The organism is uncultured Lactobacillus sp. (genome assembly GCF_902491705.1).
Taxonomy (GTDB): domain Bacteria; phylum Bacillota; class Bacilli; order Lactobacillales; family Lactobacillaceae; genus Lactobacillus.
Genome location: NZ_CABUIW010000045.1, coordinates 1 through 17,652, shown reverse-complemented (window position 1 = coordinate 17,652; position 17,652 = coordinate 1). Strand labels below are relative to the sequence as shown.

Below are 17,652 nucleotides of genomic sequence, written 5' to 3'. Positions count from 1 at the left end.
GCTCAAGCTATAGAGGAATATATCAAATACTATAACGAAGAAAGGATAAAGAGCAGATTAAAAGGCTTAACTCCGAAAGAATATCGGAATCAAGCCTCTATTAATCCTATGTTTTAAAATGTCTACTTTTTAGGTCCCACTTCAATATAACTTACTGAATCTTATTTTTTTGAATTATTAATTGACTAAATCACATTTCTGTTAAATGGATCATCACTGATGCCTTTTTCAAGAATGTCGCGGCACCATTCTTTTGCAGTGAACAATGAGTGATCACGATAGTTACCACAAGTTTTAATGGTTGTACCTGGTACATCTTCCCAAGTGATAGTGTCACGGATCTCTTCAAGAGAAGATTTAAGTGCTTTTGCAACCTCAGTAGTTGAATGTTCACCCCAGACAATCAAGTGGAAACCAGTTCTACAGCCAAATGGTGAACAATCGATTACGCCATCAAGACGGTCACGAAGCAAACTAGCAAGCAAGTGTTCAATAGTATGTAAACCACCAGTAGGAATGGCATTTTCGTTAGGTTGAACTAAGCGTAAATCATAATTTGAAATTTTATCGCCTTTAGGACCTTCTTCAACAGTAATTAAACGAACGTAAGGTGCCTTAACTTTAGTGTGATCTAATGTAAAACTTTCTACTTTAGCCATATGAATTCTTCTCCTTTTATATATAAATTATTTTTAGATTAATTATAATGCTCTTGGTAATTTTTCACGACAAATTTGCAAAGACGTAGAGGCCAAGACAAATGAGCAATCCCCAAATAACCTGAAGTGATATCCATAATTTCTGTTTCATTTTCTTGTCCTCCTATTCATTAATAGTTTGCTTTTAAATTATTTCCAAACTTGCTTAGCAGTATCGATTACTAAAGCAATCTTTTTCCATTCATCGTCTTCTGTTAAATGATTACCCTCTTCAGTTGAAGCAAAACCACATTGAGTGCTTAAAGACAAATTATCCAAATCATGGTATGCACTTGCTTCTTTAATACGAGCAATTAAATCTTCTGCTTTTTCTAATTCTGGTTTCTTAGTAGTTACTAAACCTAGGACCACTTCCTTATCTGGCGCTACTTCTTTAATAGGCTCAAAATTACCAGATCTTTCATCATCAAATTCAAGGTAAAAGGCATCAACACCCTTTTCTTTAAAGACGTACTTAGCAACTGGAGCATATCCACCTTGAGCTGCCCAATGTGAATCATAATTGCCGCGGCAGATATGAGTTGAAATTCTTAAATCAGCTGGCAAATCAACCAATGCATCTTCGTTAATCTTTTGGTACAAGCTAGAAATTTCATCCCTTTGCAAACGACCTTTTTCAGAAAATGCTGGCCAGAATTTATCATCGGCTAAAACGCCCCAAGTACAATCATCCAGCTTAATATCACGAGCACCATGATTGTAAAGATCCAAAATCAAATCATGATAGGCTTGAGAAACATCATGAGCTAAATCATTGTGATCCGGATAAATGCGATCAGTTGCTGCAATTAGTTCATCATTACGACAAATTAATTCACAGTAAAATTGTGCTGGAGAAGGAATACTTTGACGAGGAATTACATCACTGTCAGCTGTTAATTGCTTCAAATAATCAAAGGCTTTAACATCGGGATGTCCTGGTTGATAAGTAATTTTTCCAACTACTTTAGCAGCATCTTTACGAGTTTCTTCGCCATTAAATTGATAACCATGTTCTGCTTGTACATGTTCGATCCCGCCAAAGCCCCAGAAAGTATCAAGGTGCCAGTAACTTCTTCTAAATTCACCATCAGTGACAATTTTTAAACCAGCTTCTTCTTCCTTTTTTACTAATTTAGCAATTTCTTCATCTTCAACCTTTTTTAAATCAGCTGCAGAAATCTTATTTGCCGCAAAATCAGCACGTGCCTTTTTTAAGTTTTCTGGTCTTAAAAAACTACCAACAATATCATAATGTACTAAAGTTTTACTCATATTCTTATCTCCCTATTTATTAAAAATGGCGAAAAAAAAGCGCCCCAAGGCTATATCAGCCTAGGGACGCTTTAGCGTGTTACCACCCATATTCGATATTAATTCACATCAATATCCTTACTAAGTACGTTTCTTAATTAAGAAATTATACTCGAATGCTATATCGGGCATCCCCCGTGAACTGCTTACTAATGCTTGCATTTCAATGGACTCCAAGACCATTTTCATTAGGTCTTTCCGTACTGCATTTCACCATTCGCAGCTCTCTTTGACGGTACACGCTAACTACTTATCTTTTCTTCGTCGCTTGTTATCTTGATTTGATACTATATTATAATCTTCAATTAACTTTGTCAATATTTTTTAATAAATTATTCAAAATTATCATAAATAATTTCATTTACAGGACAAATAAAGCCAAGGTGCATAGGCATCTTGGCTTATTTTTTATTTATAATGGATTTCAACTTTTGTATTATACGGCACATGGTCATGAAGCCACTTGGCATCTCTTACTGACAAGCGAACACAACCATGACTTGCAGGCATCTTACCTAATTTATGAGCCTCACTTAATATAAACTCGTTTGACCACATATGAGTTGGTACTGAGTGGAACAAATATAATTGTCCAATCCAACCTACTGGATATAAGGCTTCTGAAAAACGGTGTGGATGATACGCATTTGTATGATAAGTGCCACGTGGCGTTAAACTTTTGCCGTTTATAATTCTACCAGCAGAACTATACATCGTGTAAAGAACCTTTTTACCACTTCTAACATAGGTACGGTTACCTAAAATAGATACACGTAAATTCAAATTCTTCACTTTACGTAAATTAGGATATGCTTTTTTAGTCTCACTAGATTTTTTCCAATAGGTTCCTGTCATCTTACGCATGTCAGCAGGATCACTATATGGTTGAAAATCTGATTTCTTTAGCTTAATTACTGTCTTGTTTGCGGCATTAACTGGTTGAGCTTTAGTAGTTAATGGAAATGCAAGCAAAGCAGCTGCAACTAATGCTAATTTAAACTTCTTTTTCATTTGTAATCTCAACTTTCAAATGGATTAGCTATATTTTACACCAATTATTACTTTTCATCTTTTACATATTTGAAGAACAAAGACCAGATAATTATTGCAATGATTAATAAAAAGATATAGGCATGTTGCGTACCAATTGCAGTTGGCATACCGACTTTTGAATGAAAAGTATTCTGACTTACAGCTACAATTGCGGAAGTGACTGATGTACCTACCGCACCAGCAAATTGTTGAACAGTACTTAAAATAGCATTACCTTGTGTAACCCATTTTTTATCAATTCGACTAAGTGCATAAGTCATAACATTACCTAAGATCATGCCCATTCCGCCCATGTAAAGAATGTAGACCAACATGATGAATAAGTTAGACATGTTTCTAGCTGAAAGAGTGAAAATAGCTAATTCAGCAATCATCAAATAAACACCGGCTAAAGTTACATTTCTTGCACCATGTTTATCAAGCAAGTGTCCGCCAATTGGCCCCATTATTGCGCCGATTGCACCAGCTGGTAGAACTATCAATCCGGCAGTCATCGCACTGCTGCCATTAGTTAACTGAATGTAGTTTGGAATTAAGAAGGCATTACCCAGCGATATCATTTGAATTAAGAAAAATCCTAATACAGATGCAGTAAAATATTTATTCTTAAATAAATCAAGCTTAAGTAAAGGATGTGGTATCTTCTTTGTTCTTTTGACTAATAGAATTGCCGCTAAAATTACTAGAATTAAAGGTACAACAATTTCTAAAATATTGCCGTTGCTTAAACTACTAAAGCCATAAATCGCTCCACTAAAGAAGACTGCAATTAGCAAGAAGCTTGGTACATCAATTCTTTGCTTAACTAGCTTAGATTTTTGTTCGATTCCCCATAGTCCTAAAATCAGTGAAAGTATTATAAATGGCAATAATAAATAAAAAATCCAACGCCAACCTAAGTTGTTGATGACAATACCACCAAAAGTTGGACCTAATGCCGGAGCTGCACCAGTAATCAAGTTGCCGACTCCCATCATGGTCCCTATTTTTGATTTAGGGACCTGTTCTAAAATGATGTTAAACATAAGCGGCAAGGCGATCCCAGTCGCAATTCCTTGTACTACTCTTCCCAGCAATAGAAAAATAAAAGCCGGTGCAATTGCATCAATAATAAGACCGCACAGGAATAAAATATTAGCAGTTAGAAAAAGATTTTTGGTTTTGTAACTGCTCTTTAAGATCGCAGAAATTGGCACAATGATTGAAATTGCCAATAAATAAATTGAGGTGATCCACGATACAGTGTTTGTTGATACTGAAAAGTCTTTCATCAAAGTTGGAAAGGCAATATTCATCGAAGTTTCAACGATAACTCCACAAAATGACATCAATCCTGTCGCAACAATTGCCGCAAAAACTTTTGCAGGTATTTTTTCATTTTTAGCCATTTTTAATTAATTCCAACACCTTTCTAGTGATTTCTAGTTCTTCATTAGTAAAATTTGCTCTTAGTTTTAGGTCATCTTGTTTCATATATTCATGAATTTTTTCGACCAAAGTCTGAGCTTTTTCAGTTAATTTAACTAGTTTTTGCCTCTTGTCATTTGGACTGGTAATTCGCTCAATTAAACCTCTTTTCTCCATTCTTTGAAGCATAATTGTTGTAGTTGATCGTCGAATATCAAATTCTTGCTCGATTTCATTTTGACTAGCTGTGTAATCAGGCATATTTGACAAAAAATCAATTACAGACATTTGTGTGCCAGTAATGTTCAAGCTCGCGGCAAAATGATCGCGTTCTCTCTCGATCTGTGTCGTTGCTTGTTTAACTATTTTTTTAATTGGTTCCATATTCCCTCCAAATTATGTTAGACGCCTAACATATGGTAATTTTATTTTTGTTAGATGTCAAACATAATTACAAAGAAAAACCACTCACATTTGTGAGTGGCTAAAATTTTAATTCATATAATCGATGTCTTGCTTCTTGAACAAATCGTAACAAATTAAATCTTTGGCGTCTAAGTCTGCTTTATGCATATCTACTGCACTGATGCGGTTATTATCATAAGTGGTGAAGTATAGAATACCCTTGTCTAAGTTCATGCAATCAGTGTACATGGTAAATTCGAAGCGATTATCTTCTACTTCATCTAAGCCCTTAGGTTGTTCAACAGAGTGTAAAATGTGGAAGTAGTTAGTAACGTTTTCTACTTCGTCCTTACCTTTAGGAGCATGAGCTAAAGCAAATGCACTCTTAACAAAACGAGAACTTGAATCCATACCACCAGGTAAATGATGAGTACCAAGACTTCTGCTGTACATGTTTAAATCAACATTAGGTACTAAAGTATTTTTAGGAGTACCTGGAGTAACATCAGCATAATCACTTAATTTGCTTAATTGATTTGGAAATTCTGGGTTATTAGTCAAAACGTTTACTGGATTATCGTAAATGTGTAAGCCAGATTCAGTTGATTCAACTACGATGCTCTTTCCAGTTTTATCACTCATAAGCCAGTGCAAATCAGATGCAGGAAGGTTATCTGCAAAACTAGCGTTTGAAATATTTGCATTAGCTAAAGCCTTTTTAACGTCATCAGTAGTTTCGAAATTACTTAATAAGTATGGTATTAATTCAAAGGAGGCAATGTTTTTCTTACCTTCAATTTCTGGGAAGTAGTGGTTAGGTCCAAGGAAGTTTAAGCCGGCAATTCCTAAGCCCTTTTCATTAATAGCATCACATAATAATGGGTAATCATCGCTAACTACGGAGACGCCAATAAAAGCATAATGTGACTTTTGCGTTGGTAATTGTCTATATTTAAATTCGTAGTTTCTTGGAACGATAACTACCTTTTGACCATAAGCAATTTCATAGTCAAGGTTTCTACCAAAGTAATGATCATTTGGATTGTAACAAATAGATGTACACATGTTTATCTACACTCTTTCTATAACCTAATTTTTATAACAAGGCTATTCTACTCTTAACAGCACTGCATTAAAATTAAGAAAAGTATAAATTTTTAACTTTTGAAATGTTCAAAGTGATCAGGAAACTTAGTAGGAATAAACGGCTTTTGATAAATGTATTTGTATAAAGCTTGATATTGGGAATAAAGCTTCTCTTCTGATTTGTTTTGAGCAGGAATATAGTAATGCTTACCTACTAGATCTTTAGGCAAGTATTCTTGTCTAGCTATATTATGTGGCAAATCAAACATATTTTGCATTTCTCCAGCACCACGCAATTTACCAGCACCTTTATAGTGTGAATCTTGTAAATATTTTGGCATCGGATGATCTGTAGGATGCTCTGCGTCTTTAGCTGCTTGATAATAAGCTTGCATTGCGGAATCTGATCGCGGTGCTATCGCGAGTAAGATTGTTGCCATAGCAAGATGAGTTGAAGCACGTGGCAAGCCAATTTCAAGGGCAGTATTGGCCAAAGTAATTACTTGAGCCACTCTTGCAGGATCTGCTAGCCCAACATCTAAGGCAGCAGAATCTTTAAGTCGTCTAACAACTGATTCTAGATCGCCGGATTTTAAGATAACCGCTAAATAATATAAGGCTGCGTCGGCATCAGAACCTTCGATTGAATCTTGAAACGCGGAAAGATAATCGTAATGTTTAGTAGCATCTTTATCGAAAGCAAAATGTTGATTTTTAGCAAATTGCTCAATATCTTGCATTGAGATGTTTTGGGGATGCATAGCGTTAAGTGTATCTAAAATATTTAAAGATACGCGTACATCCCCATTGCCACTATTAGCTATTGCATGGGCTTGCTCTTTAGGTAAATCAAAGCCTAGTTGCTTTTTTGCGGCTTTGATTAAAACAGGTTCTACGTCTTTTGCACTAATTGGATAAAACTCAAATATCTGACATCTAGATCTAATGGCTGGCTGAATTGACATAATTGGATTTTCAGTCGTTGTACCTACCAATAAAACATGACCATTTTCTAAATATGGCAATAGATAATCTTGGATTGGCTTAGTTAAACGATGAATTTCGTCTAAAAGTAAGACAAAGCTTTCATCAGGATGTTTCTGAATCAATTTTTGCAATTGGCTTTTATTTTGAATAGATGCGTTGAATTTTTCAAAAGGTAATTTCAAGGTTTGCGACATTACATAAGCTAATGTAGTTTTCCCGCACCCAGGTGGTCCCCATAAAAGTAGACTAAGTGGAATATGTTCATTGATAATTTGATAAAGTGGTTGTCCTTTTGCTAGTAAATGCTTCTGGCCCACCATTTCATCTAGTGCTTTTGGTCGCATTAGATCGGCAAGCGGTTGCTTAAAAGTCATAATTACTTCCTTCTTTTATTGTGTCTAAGTTACATTATAAAGCATGAGAAATAATAAACAGGAGAAAAGGTTTAGTGATCCTTTCTCCTGTTTTTTATTCGTTAATTAAAATTTAGTTTCTAGCTTTATGTTTAGTAATTGCTAAACCCAAGATGCCTAAAGCAGCAGCTAGCAATCCAACGATTGCAGCATTCGTTTCTTTCCTTTCGCCAGTTTGTGGTAATGTATTTTCATCATTTCTAGTTACATTCTTACTATTAGCTTGTGGGTGTGCGACCTGTTGTGAGTGTACATTTGAAACTGGCATAGCTTTAGCAACTTTATTATTGATTACATTCATATTCTTTGGAGTGACAGTTTTCTTGTTGCTACCAGCACTCACCTTTTCTGCATGAGGACGAACAGTATCAGAATCACTATCTGCATTTACATCTGGAGCAGATGGCGCTACTGGTCTAGTTGGGGTGATTTCTGGCAATGGAGTAACGTTTGAGTTACTTGGACTAGATGGTTGCACTGGACTTGTTGGATTTTCTGGTACAGTTGGTTGTTCAGGTGTTACAGGTGCAGGTGGATTAGTTGGTTGCACAGGATTTGTAGGTTGAACTGGTTCACTTACATTGATATAAGCCTCTTTAGAAACCATTTCATTTCCATTAATTTCATAGTGGTAAACAACACGATATCTACCCACACTCAATTTGCCAATATTTTGACCAACTGGAACATTCTTTGCAATTTGATTACCTGCTGGATCATAAAGATCATAAGTGTAATTACCATTAGCCTTTAAATCTTCTGAGCCAGTCTGTCTCATGGTAACTGGGTTATAAAATTCTACTTTTGCGGAAATTAAACTATCATTTGAGTTCCAACTATCGTTAGGCGTTAAGTTTAAATCCTTGGTATCAAAAATGTTCTGTAATTGAACGTACAAGTTAATATTGCCGCTTGCTGAAACATTATAGCTGTAGAGAGGCCAAGTTGATTTATTGCCATTATTGTTTTGAATATTTACTGAGTAGCCGTGGTCTTTAAGTGCATTAAAGATCTTATCCAACTTAATCTTTAAAGTACCATCAGTAAATAAGACTTTACTACTGTCAGTGTGACCGATATTTTGATAAATAAAGTCTTCCTTATTCAAATATGGCATCAAATCCTGAATTTCTGGGATATCTACATAATGACGAATACCATTTGCATCAACAGTTAAAACTGTTGGTAAAATTCCCTTTTGATGAGCGATATTAGCGTTAACTGCATTCATCGTAGCATCTGCAGGTAATTCGTAATAGTAAGTTGTTGTCTTTGGATTACCAATTGATTTTGAATCAACAGAAGTATTAATTGAAACTGTATTTTGTCTTAAGTTTGACTGGTTAGCAGTAGCGTTAGTCAACAAATCATTCTTGATCTGATCAACATTTTGAACCTTAACTGGAATGGAAATTTTACCAGTGGCACCTGATGCTAAACCCGCATTGACCTTAACTGCGGTAACGTTTTTCCAGTCAGCATCAGTCATTTGACTAGCAGTCTTGTAAACACCATTAACTTTATATTGAATACTATCACCATTAATGCCAGCCCAGTCGAGATTAATTTCTTTACTGTGATCAAATACAACATGAACTTGATGATTATTATTGAAGTTAGCTATATTGTTTAAGTTAAATTCGAGTGTTTCTTGATGAGTTAAAAGTCCACCGTTAGTAACATCGGCATTAAGTGTCAAATTACCATCATTATCAGCAAGGTTTGCAATATTGTTGTCTACTAAAGTATCAACGCTGGAGTTAACGCTAGTGTAGTCACCAGCACTGCGTCCACCTTCTGGATCAAGGCTAATTACAACTGCTTGACCATATTGTCTTTCAAATTTGCTTCCACCAGATTTTTGATCCGGATTAACAACTTTCAAAGGAACAATAATGGTTGCAATTTGGTGAGCTTTTATAGTTCCTGAAATTTGGAAACCACCGATTAAACTAGGATCATTTACGATTTTAGCAATTGTTTCTTCCTTATTGTTAAAGCCTGATGATCCTTGTTCGTTTGCTGCATCCCAGTTAGTAATAGTTAAACCAGCATCTTGATAATTACCGCCAAAAGTTACTTGGTTATTGTTGATTGTTACTCTTGAACTATCGACAACGATATTAGCATTCTTGCGGCCATTATAGGCTGGTAAGGCATAAGCATTATCAGGATAAGAAGTGCTAATATTCTTGTCAGTATCACTATTATTTTCAATAGTAATGACCATGTTCAAATCCTTAGTAATAGAAGGATTTACTTCAACATTCTTAGCACTTGATTCTGAAGTTTTACCAGTATATTTGTTCTCACCAGTGATAGTAATCTTACTGTTGATGCCCTTGATATCTTCGCCGTTACTTTCTTCATTGCCTTTTGCTGGCTGAACAGCTGGAGCTTTTTTAGCCTCATCTAAAGATTTTAGAGCCTTGTTTTGAGTATCAGTGGATTGAGAGTCTGAAGGTTTTGAACTTGCATTTAAATTCTGACCTTGGACTACATTTGTTTTAGGATATTCATTTATTACTTCTGTATTAGCTTGGTTTGAAGTAGGAACCGTACTTTGAGAAGTTTTATCAGTAGTACCATCCTGTTTTTCTACAACTGAATTTTGTTCAGTATTTGAAGAATTTTCTTTTTCTACAGTTGAGGATTGTTCAACGGATGGAACATTATTCTTCTTTAGAGTTTGTTGATCAGAATTATTTGTATTAGTCTTTGTAGTTTCTTCAGTAGTCGGTTCAGAAACTGTGTCAGCTTTGACGCTTTGATTAGTAAAACCCATTAGACTAATTCCAATTAAAACAGAAGCTGCACCAACACTTAATTTTCTAATTGAGAAATGTGGTTGTTCCTGATTAAATCTTTTTATTTGAGAGTCATTTTTAAATAACATTTTTGCCATCCTCTTCCAATTATCTAAATATCATTTTCCATCCCTTCATTCTCAGTATATTAGGCATTACTATACTTTTCAAGATTTTAGACTTTTTATTTTTGTATAAATAAATAACATAAAACTATAACTTTTGAATTATAATTTTGAAAAAGATGACCTTATTAAAAAATAAAAAGGCTTAGAAACCTTCATTTTTGAAAATTTCTAAGCCTTATTTCAAGGTTTTTGTATGAAGAAAAAATTTAGAATTTAACTACTTAATTATTTGTAAAACTACCTGTTACGGTTACTGTGTAAGTACTAGTTCCCTTTTGAACTGTTTTTCCGTTAGCTACAATGGTGACTGTCTTACCATCTTTATCAACGATCTTGCCACCTTTTGCTAGATTTAAATTGGTGATTGTTGAATTGCCTGTTACTACCCATTTTGAATTATTATCAATATTCATGATGAGTGGCGTCTTAGACTTGGAAGAACTAGTAGCATATTTGTTGGTAACAATTTGAGTCTTACCAGTATAAGTGGAATTGTTAGTTAAATTAATATTTGCGCTAGAAATGGTGTCGACTACAATGTTGCCTTTAAGCTGTTGATCTTTTACTGTTAAAGTAATATGACCCCCATTTTTGCCTTTGGTACCCCAATTGTTAGAATTGTTTCCTACTACGCGAAGCAAATCTACATTATTGGAATCAAATTTCAAATTAGTGTTTTGCAGAGTGATCTTTCCAGTGGTGTTAGTTACATAGAACATTGCGCCACTTGATATCTTTGTTTTTAAAGTTGAATTTTCAGCACTAAAGTTAGCACTTTTACTTGAGGAAGTTTCTGCATCCCCAGAGGTAGATTGATAAATAATCACTCCATTTTTAATTGGATCTGAGCCAGAAATCTTATTACTAGTTGAAGTCAAACTAGAATTCTTCAATGAAATCTTGTTATATCCTTCCATACCAGCAATCTGACTACCACTTGCAGTACCTGTTACATTGTTTAGTGAGATTGTTCCTGTTGAATATACTAGTGGTGAACCAGAACCTTTAGTTGTAAGCTTAGAATTTTTGACATTGACAGTACCGCCACCCCTATCTGTAGCAACTGCAGCTGAGTGATCACCTTGAGTAGAGATATTAACTTTGTTGGCGTTAATCTTACCACCATAGGTTGCATCTAAGCCTCTAGAATTAGCTTTACCACTAGTTTTAATTTGAGTGTTTGTTACGTTAACAGTACCTTTGTTAGTGGCGAAAATACCATTTGCTCCAGTAGCGTTTGATGTAAGTATGGCATTATTTACTGTGGCTACAGCATTTTTACCATTAGCTAGTAAAATTGAATTCAATCCGTAAAAGTTGGCATTATCGTCACTTTTAGAACTGCCTGTTTTGGTTAGTTTAGTTCCAGATAAAACCAGTTTTCCATTCTTTTGAACAAGGGCTGCATTTTGATCTGTTTTAGTATTGGAGATAGTCTTTTTACCTATCTTTTTTGTGCCAGATTTTACATTAAGGGTAGCCTTTAATTTCCCCTTATAGTCATAACTTTGAGTGTTGGGGCCGCCTTTACCAGCTTTACCGGTCGGAGGAGTTCCCATCTTTTTGCCCTTACCAGGTTTAGTTGGAGGCGTTCCTGTCTTTTTACCATTGGGCATTTTAGGTGGTTTTGACTTATTGCTCTTTTTAGTAGTTGTCGCTGCTTGAGCAGTAGATGGTTGAAGATCAGTTTCAACAACTACACTTGCTAGCATTGCAGCTGCTAATGATACAGCAATAACAGATTTTGATTTTCTCATTTTAACGTCCCCTTTCATGAGTTTCGATTGATTGTGTTTATCATACGTTCTATTTGTGAATTAAAAATGCGCATTTTGTAATAAAACTCATAAGAAAAGGTTTAGCTATTCTAAAAAATATAAAAGTTTTGTAACCAAAGTTTGAACAATGAAAAAAGGAAGATCTTAGAAATTCAAAAATCTACTATAATATATCTTGGAAAGTTTAATTAGAGGTATATTATGAACGACTTATTTGCACACGCGCCGATTAAGAAAGTTTATTTCAAATTGGCGTTTCCTGTTGTACTAGGTATGATCACAACCATGATCTATAATCTAGCCGACACAATGTTTGTTGCCAAAACTGGTGATACTAACTTGGTAGCGGCCGTCACTATCGGTGCGCCGCTATTTAATTTCATCATCGCTGTCTCCGATATTTTTGGACTTGGCGGCAGTAGTGTTATTTCGCGGCTGTTTGGTGAAAAAAAGTATGACTTAAGTAAGCATGCCAGTAGCTTTTGTCTTTATATCAGCATTATTACTGGTATTGTATTAACTATTATTCTGCTTGCTTTTGAAAGACCAATTCTTTATTTGCTAGGTGCAAGAGCTAGCACATATGGGGATGCAGCTGATTTTTATCGAATCATTGCTTTAGGGGCTGTCTTTATTCTCTTTTCTTTGGTACCACAAAACTTGATTCGTACTGAAGGCTTAGCAATGCAAGCTATGATTGCGACGATGACAGGAACTATCTTAGCAATCATCCTAGATCCTATTTTTCTATTTGTGTTAAAAATGGGTGCAACTGGTGTGGGTATTGCTAATATTTTGGGTTATGTATTAACTGATATATTATTAATCTACTTCACTTTACATAATGCAAAATATATTAACTTAAATCCTCGATTAATGAAAATCGATGGTAAAACTATTAAAGATATTTTCTTAATCGGTATTCCAGGATCCATTACTAACTTTGCTCAAAGCTTTGGAATGGCACTTTTAAATAGTTCTTTAGCTGTTTATGGAGCTTCACAAGTAGCTGCAATGGGAATTACACAGAAAATTTACAACATCGTTATTTTGGTTATCGTTGGTTTCACCTTTGGTGCACAGCCTTTAATTGGATATAACTACGGTGCTAAAAACTGGAAACGACTAAAAGATATTTTAAGATTCGATATCTTAGTTCAAGTAGTTTATGCGGCTGTAATAAGCGTTGTACTGATTATTTTTGCCCGTCCAATAATTGCATTATTTATGAATCAAGCAAATATTATTAACGTAGGTAGTTACATGTTAATTGCTTGTTTGATCACTACCCCACTAGTAGGAATGATTTTAGTTTATACAACTGTCTTTCAATCTGTAGGTAATGCTTGGGCAGCCTTTATTATGGCAATCTCTAGACAAGGCGTCATTTATTGGCTAGCAATGGAAATTATGCATCGAGTAATTGGCTATCACGGTATAATTTGGGCTCAAGCTGTTACTGATATTATTACTTGGCTGATTGGATATTTAATTTTCCACTTCAGTCTAGATTTAAAAGATAAGATTAAAAATATTAATTAAGAATTGAATTCAATAAAAAAACCTACTTTCATAGACAGTATCAATAATATAAATACTGCCGAAAATAGGCTTTTTATTTTAGCTATAAATTTTTAGTATTTAGGAATCCACTTCATATTTTCAGTAGCTTCCTTGGCATCCTTAATGCTCTCATCTGCAAGTTTTTGGTCAATAGCAGTTTGAGCAACACTGATTGCTTCTTTTTCAGAGAAGATCTTAATTTTTGAAACTGGAGGCAACACTGCTGCTCCCTTTTCATCTGGATCAACAATTCCGCCTAATGAATGTGCAGCTGCAGAAAGCATCTCATCACTAACTAATTTAGCCTTACTTGCTAAGACACCAAGACCGAGTCCTGGATAAATTAATGCATTGTTGGCTTGACCAATGTAGTATTTAGTACCCTTGTATTCAACTGGATCTGATGGTACACCTGTAGCAATTAATGCTCTACCATCAGTCCACTTAATCAAATCTTTAGCGCTTGCTTCCATTAATTCAGTTGGATTAGAAATTGGAAAAATAATTGGTCTTTCAGTATGAGCAGCCATTTCTTTAATAGCAGCTTCAGTAAATGCACCTGGTGTAGTTGAGGTACCTATCATTATTGTTGGATGAACTGTTTTAATAACTGCTTCCAAATTAGTTAATTCGTCTGGATTATCAAATTCTGATCTATCACGCACAAATGGCTTCTGTTCAGGTGTAATTCCTGGAGTATCGTTAAAGAGTAATCCTTGTCGATCAACTAAATAAAAGTGTTTCTTGGCTTCTTCAGGGCTTAAACCTTCAACAAGCATTTCACGATACATCATATTAGCAATTCCCATTCCAGCAGTTCCAGCACCAAAAGTAAGGAAAATTTGATCGCTAAATTTTTGCTTGGAAATATTTAAGGCACCTAATACGCCAGCTAGACATACAATTCCTGTTCCTTGAACATCATCATTGAAGACTGGAATTTCTTTACGATATTTATTCAAAATCTTAGTGGCATTATCGCGGCCAAAGTCTTCAAAGTGAATATATACATCTGGGAAAATGCTGCGAGCAGTTTTTACAAATTTATCTACAAATTCATAGTAATCATCGCCAGTTACTCGTGCATGTTTTTCTCCTAGATAAAGTGGATCATCAATTAAAGTTTGATTGTTAGTACCTACATCAAGTGACACAGGTAAAACTTCACGTGGGTCAATGCCTGCTGCAGCAGTATAGACCATTAACTTACCTACAGAGATATTTACACCATTTGAACCCCAGTCTCCAATTCCAAGGATTCCTTCACCGTCGGTAACAACGATCAATTTAATTTTTCTGCCACCAGCCGCATTAATTAAGCTTGCTTCGATTTCGTCAGAGTCATCAATTGATAAGAATGCTGCACCTTGTGGTTTCATGAAAATCTCGCTATATTTTTCAATGGCTGGCGCAATTACCGGATCATAGATAACTGGTAATAATTCTTCAATATGTTGTTCGATTACATAATAGAAAAGAGTACGATTAGTATTAAACAATTCCATCAAGAATTTTCTTCGTTCAGTACTCTTGGTGCGAGCTTTATATTGCTCATAAATTCTTTCAGCTTGCTCTTCAATTGTTTGTACTTTTGCAGGAAGGGTTCCAACTAAACCTAAACTCTCTCTTTCACTCTTAGTAAAAGCAGTTCCTTTGTTTAAAAAAGGATCGTTTAAAATATTATATGCATTTGTCATTTTCAAATCCCCCTATGTTTATCCTTTCATCATCTTGTATGATTAGAAGTAGTATAGAAGTCGATAAAGTTTATAGTCAAATGTTTAACTATACCAAATATTTCTTTATATGAGGGGCAAAACCATGAATACACAAGACTTGCGCTACTACCATGAATTGGTAAATTTAAAAAGCTATACGAAAACTGCAAAAAAATTTGGTGTCAGTCAACCTACTATTACTGCGGCTGTGAAGCGATTGGAAAATAAATTTGGTGGAAAATTTTTAATTCGAGACCAATCGCATAAAAGTATTATTATTACGCGCTTAGGGATGCAATTCGATGAACATGTTCAAACAATTTTAAATGAGATCAATATTGCCGAGGAAGAGATTAAGCAAAACAAAGAGGCAACTATTTCTTTCGGTCTTCCACCAATAATCGGTAGAAATTATTTTCTAAAAATTGTTCCAGAATTATTTACTAAAGGACTTCTCAATCGATTAAACGTAATTGAAAATGGCTCATATGATTTATATCATCTATTGATTGATGGTCATATAAATTTTTCTATGCTTGGTTTAACGAAAACAAGTCCAGCACCTGGTATTAAATTAGAAATTATCAAGCGATATCCAATTTGTATTGTTGTTAGTAAAGATCATCCTTTTGCAAAGAAAAAAGCAATCTCCTTCAAGGAAATCGCTAATGAAAATTTTATTGGATTAAGTAGTGATTTTATTCATACTAAAGCATTAAATCAGATGTTGAAAAAAGAACAAATTAATATCAATACAATCTATCGCAGTCCTGATGTTACAGTAGTAAAAAATTTAGTCGCTCAAAATTTGGGCATTTCATATCTAACAACTTTAGCCATTACTGAAAATGATAATGTGGTTACTATTCCTTTAATTGACGAGAATCAGCCTGAATTTATTTTAGCTGCTGCAACTAGAGAAAACTATATTATGACTGATGCAGAAAAAGAATTTTGGCAGATTTTGATTAACAAAGATTATTAATATATGTTGATTGTTATGCCTTAAATCTTGATATAAAGTTAGTTTTACTTTCTTATCTTATCTTTCATATAATGAAATAGAAAAATATTATATGAAAGGGATTTATAAAACATGCCAGAAATACTAACTAAGCGTGTTTCCATGATTGAGTTATTCTATGATCTAGTCTTTGCTTACATGATTTCACAAGCAACTGGATTAATTCATCATCTTCATCATGGAACAATCGCTCCTATATCGTTTTTAATTTTTGCTGTAATCGTAATTGTCTTTATCAATTCATGGATGGTACAGTCGGTCTTCACCAATCGTTATGGTTCTTCTAGCTGGACTGACATCACCTTCTACTTTATTGATATGGTAATTCTGCTTTATATGTCAAATTCTTTTAGCAATACTAGCTACCAGAATATGACAACGTTTTTCTTAGCAGCAAGTCTACTATCATTTACGTTAATGCTCCAGTATTTGATTGTTTTCTTCAAAGCTGATAATCAAGCTGATAAAGATATCGCTAAAGCCTTTAGCTGGATTCTTTGCTTTAGGACAATCACCCTATTGATTGGTGGCTTATCAAATGCGGGCTGGGCACGATTAGTAGCTTTCCTAGGAATTATTATTAGTTGGATTCTTCCTGCTTTTACCGGAAAGTATACTAAGAAGCATCCAATTATCTTTTCACACCTGCTTGAAAGATTGACATTGTTAATCATCATCACATTTGGTGAAACGATCATCGGAATTGCAGACTACTTTAAGCCAAGTAACTTCTCATTTGTTTCAATCCTAGTCTTCTTGACTGTTGCAAGTTTGTTCTTCGGTTACATTACTGAATTCGATCATTTGATTGAAGAAAAGATGACTGGCCAAACTGGAAATTTGTTGATCTACCTTCACTACTTTATCTTGTTTGGTTTGAGTTTAATTACTGTCTCACTCAAGTTCATTAGTGAGAAAGAAGCAAATTCTGTTTTTGCAATTTCTTGTTTGTATGGAGGGATGCTCCTCTTCTATATTGGGATTACCATTGCAATCCATTACAACAAGGAACAATATCGTCATATCAATAAACTTAACTTCTCCTGTTGGATTCTTAGTTTATTGATTGGATACATCATTTCTTTGATGAATCCTTCATTATTTGTAGTCGTTCTCTGCAGTGCAATTGTTGGTGTACTGAACACTGGAATGAAAGTTAGATTGTTATATCAGAATTAACGAAAAAAGCTACGCCTCAAGCGTAGTGAAGTGAGACCCAAAAGTTAGACACTTTTGGGTCTTTTATTATGACTAAATTTAATAAAGAACAA

At 34.6% G+C, this 17,652-nt stretch carries 14 protein-coding genes and 1 other annotated feature; of the genes, 4 read left to right on the top strand and 10 right to left on the bottom strand.

Annotated elements, in window-relative coordinates:
- Positions 1–117, top strand: a 117-nt coding sequence (locus tag RDN22_RS08450) for an IS3 family transposase (RefSeq protein ID WP_308554877.1), incomplete at its 5' end; no start/stop codon positions are given.
- 68 nt (positions 118–185) lie between these two features.
- Here RDN22_RS08450 and RDN22_RS08445 read toward each other — a convergent pair.
- From RDN22_RS08445 to RDN22_RS08405, 9 genes are all read right to left on the bottom strand, one after another.
- Positions 186–659: an S-ribosylhomocysteine lyase gene (locus tag RDN22_RS08445; protein WP_308557459.1), complete on the bottom strand. Its 474-nt coding sequence runs from the start codon at positions 657–659 to the stop codon at positions 186–188.
- A gap of 189 nt (positions 660–848) precedes the next feature.
- Positions 849–1,973 carry a 5-methyltetrahydropteroyltriglutamate--homocysteine S-methyltransferase gene (locus tag RDN22_RS08440; RefSeq protein ID WP_308557457.1) on the bottom strand — a complete coding sequence of 375 codons (1,125 nt, stop codon included), beginning with the start codon at positions 1,971–1,973 and terminating at the stop codon, positions 849–851.
- A gap of 59 nt (positions 1,974–2,032) precedes the next feature.
- Positions 2,033–2,283: a binding site (T-box leader), on the bottom strand.
- Between the two features lie 137 nt (positions 2,284–2,420).
- Positions 2,421–3,023, bottom strand: coding sequence for a L,D-transpeptidase (locus RDN22_RS08435; protein WP_308557456.1), 603 nt, complete (start codon positions 3,021–3,023; stop codon positions 2,421–2,423).
- A 47-nt stretch (positions 3,024–3,070) separates the two neighbouring features.
- Complete coding sequence (locus RDN22_RS08430; protein ID WP_308557454.1) at positions 3,071–4,453, bottom strand: MFS transporter; 1,383 nt, start codon at positions 4,451–4,453, stop codon at positions 3,071–3,073.
- Positions 4,446–4,856, bottom strand: coding sequence for a MarR family transcriptional regulator (locus tag RDN22_RS08425; protein ID WP_308557452.1), 411 nt, complete (start codon positions 4,854–4,856; stop codon positions 4,446–4,448). The genes RDN22_RS08430 and RDN22_RS08425 overlap by 8 nt, the downstream gene beginning before the upstream one ends.
- 108 nt (positions 4,857–4,964) lie before the next feature.
- A complete protein-coding gene (gene bsh, locus RDN22_RS08420) occupies positions 4,965–5,942 on the bottom strand; it encodes a choloylglycine hydrolase (RefSeq protein ID WP_308557450.1) in 978 nt (325 codons plus the stop codon).
- 92 nt (positions 5,943–6,034) lie between these two features.
- The gene (locus RDN22_RS08415; RefSeq protein WP_308557449.1) at positions 6,035–7,324 is read right to left on the bottom strand and encodes a replication-associated recombination protein A; all 1,290 of its coding nucleotides are present in this window, start codon (positions 7,322–7,324) and stop codon (positions 6,035–6,037) included.
- A gap of 112 nt (positions 7,325–7,436) precedes the next feature.
- Complete coding sequence (locus RDN22_RS08410; RefSeq protein WP_308557447.1) at positions 7,437–10,259, bottom strand: YSIRK-type signal peptide-containing protein; 2,823 nt, start codon at positions 10,257–10,259, stop codon at positions 7,437–7,439.
- Positions 10,260–10,519: 260 nt separating this feature from the next.
- The gene (locus tag RDN22_RS08405; protein ID WP_308557445.1) at positions 10,520–12,055 is read right to left on the bottom strand and encodes a hypothetical protein; all 1,536 of its coding nucleotides are present in this window, start codon (positions 12,053–12,055) and stop codon (positions 10,520–10,522) included.
- A gap of 222 nt (positions 12,056–12,277) precedes the next feature.
- Here RDN22_RS08405 and RDN22_RS08400 point away from each other — a divergent pair, with 222 nt between their 5' ends.
- Positions 12,278–13,618, top strand: a complete 1,341-nt coding sequence (locus RDN22_RS08400) for an MATE family efflux transporter (protein ID WP_308557443.1) — start codon at positions 12,278–12,280, stop codon at positions 13,616–13,618.
- A 92-nt stretch (positions 13,619–13,710) separates the two neighbouring features.
- On the opposite strand, the gene RDN22_RS08395 is transcribed toward RDN22_RS08400, so the two are convergent.
- On the bottom strand, positions 13,711–15,336 hold the full coding sequence (locus RDN22_RS08395; RefSeq protein ID WP_308557442.1) for a malolactic enzyme: 1,626 nt from the start codon (positions 15,334–15,336) through the stop codon (positions 13,711–13,713).
- A 124-nt stretch (positions 15,337–15,460) separates the two neighbouring features.
- On the opposite strand from RDN22_RS08395, the gene RDN22_RS08390 reads away from it, so the two are divergent.
- Both RDN22_RS08390 and RDN22_RS08385 read left to right on the top strand, forming a co-directional pair.
- Positions 15,461–16,342, top strand: a complete 882-nt coding sequence (locus tag RDN22_RS08390) for a LysR family transcriptional regulator (RefSeq protein WP_308557441.1) — start codon at positions 15,461–15,463, stop codon at positions 16,340–16,342.
- A gap of 111 nt (positions 16,343–16,453) precedes the next feature.
- Positions 16,454–17,560 carry a low temperature requirement protein A gene (locus RDN22_RS08385; protein ID WP_308557439.1) on the top strand — a complete coding sequence of 369 codons (1,107 nt, stop codon included), beginning with the start codon at positions 16,454–16,456 and terminating at the stop codon, positions 17,558–17,560.
- The last annotated feature ends 92 nt before the right edge of the window (positions 17,561–17,652 follow it).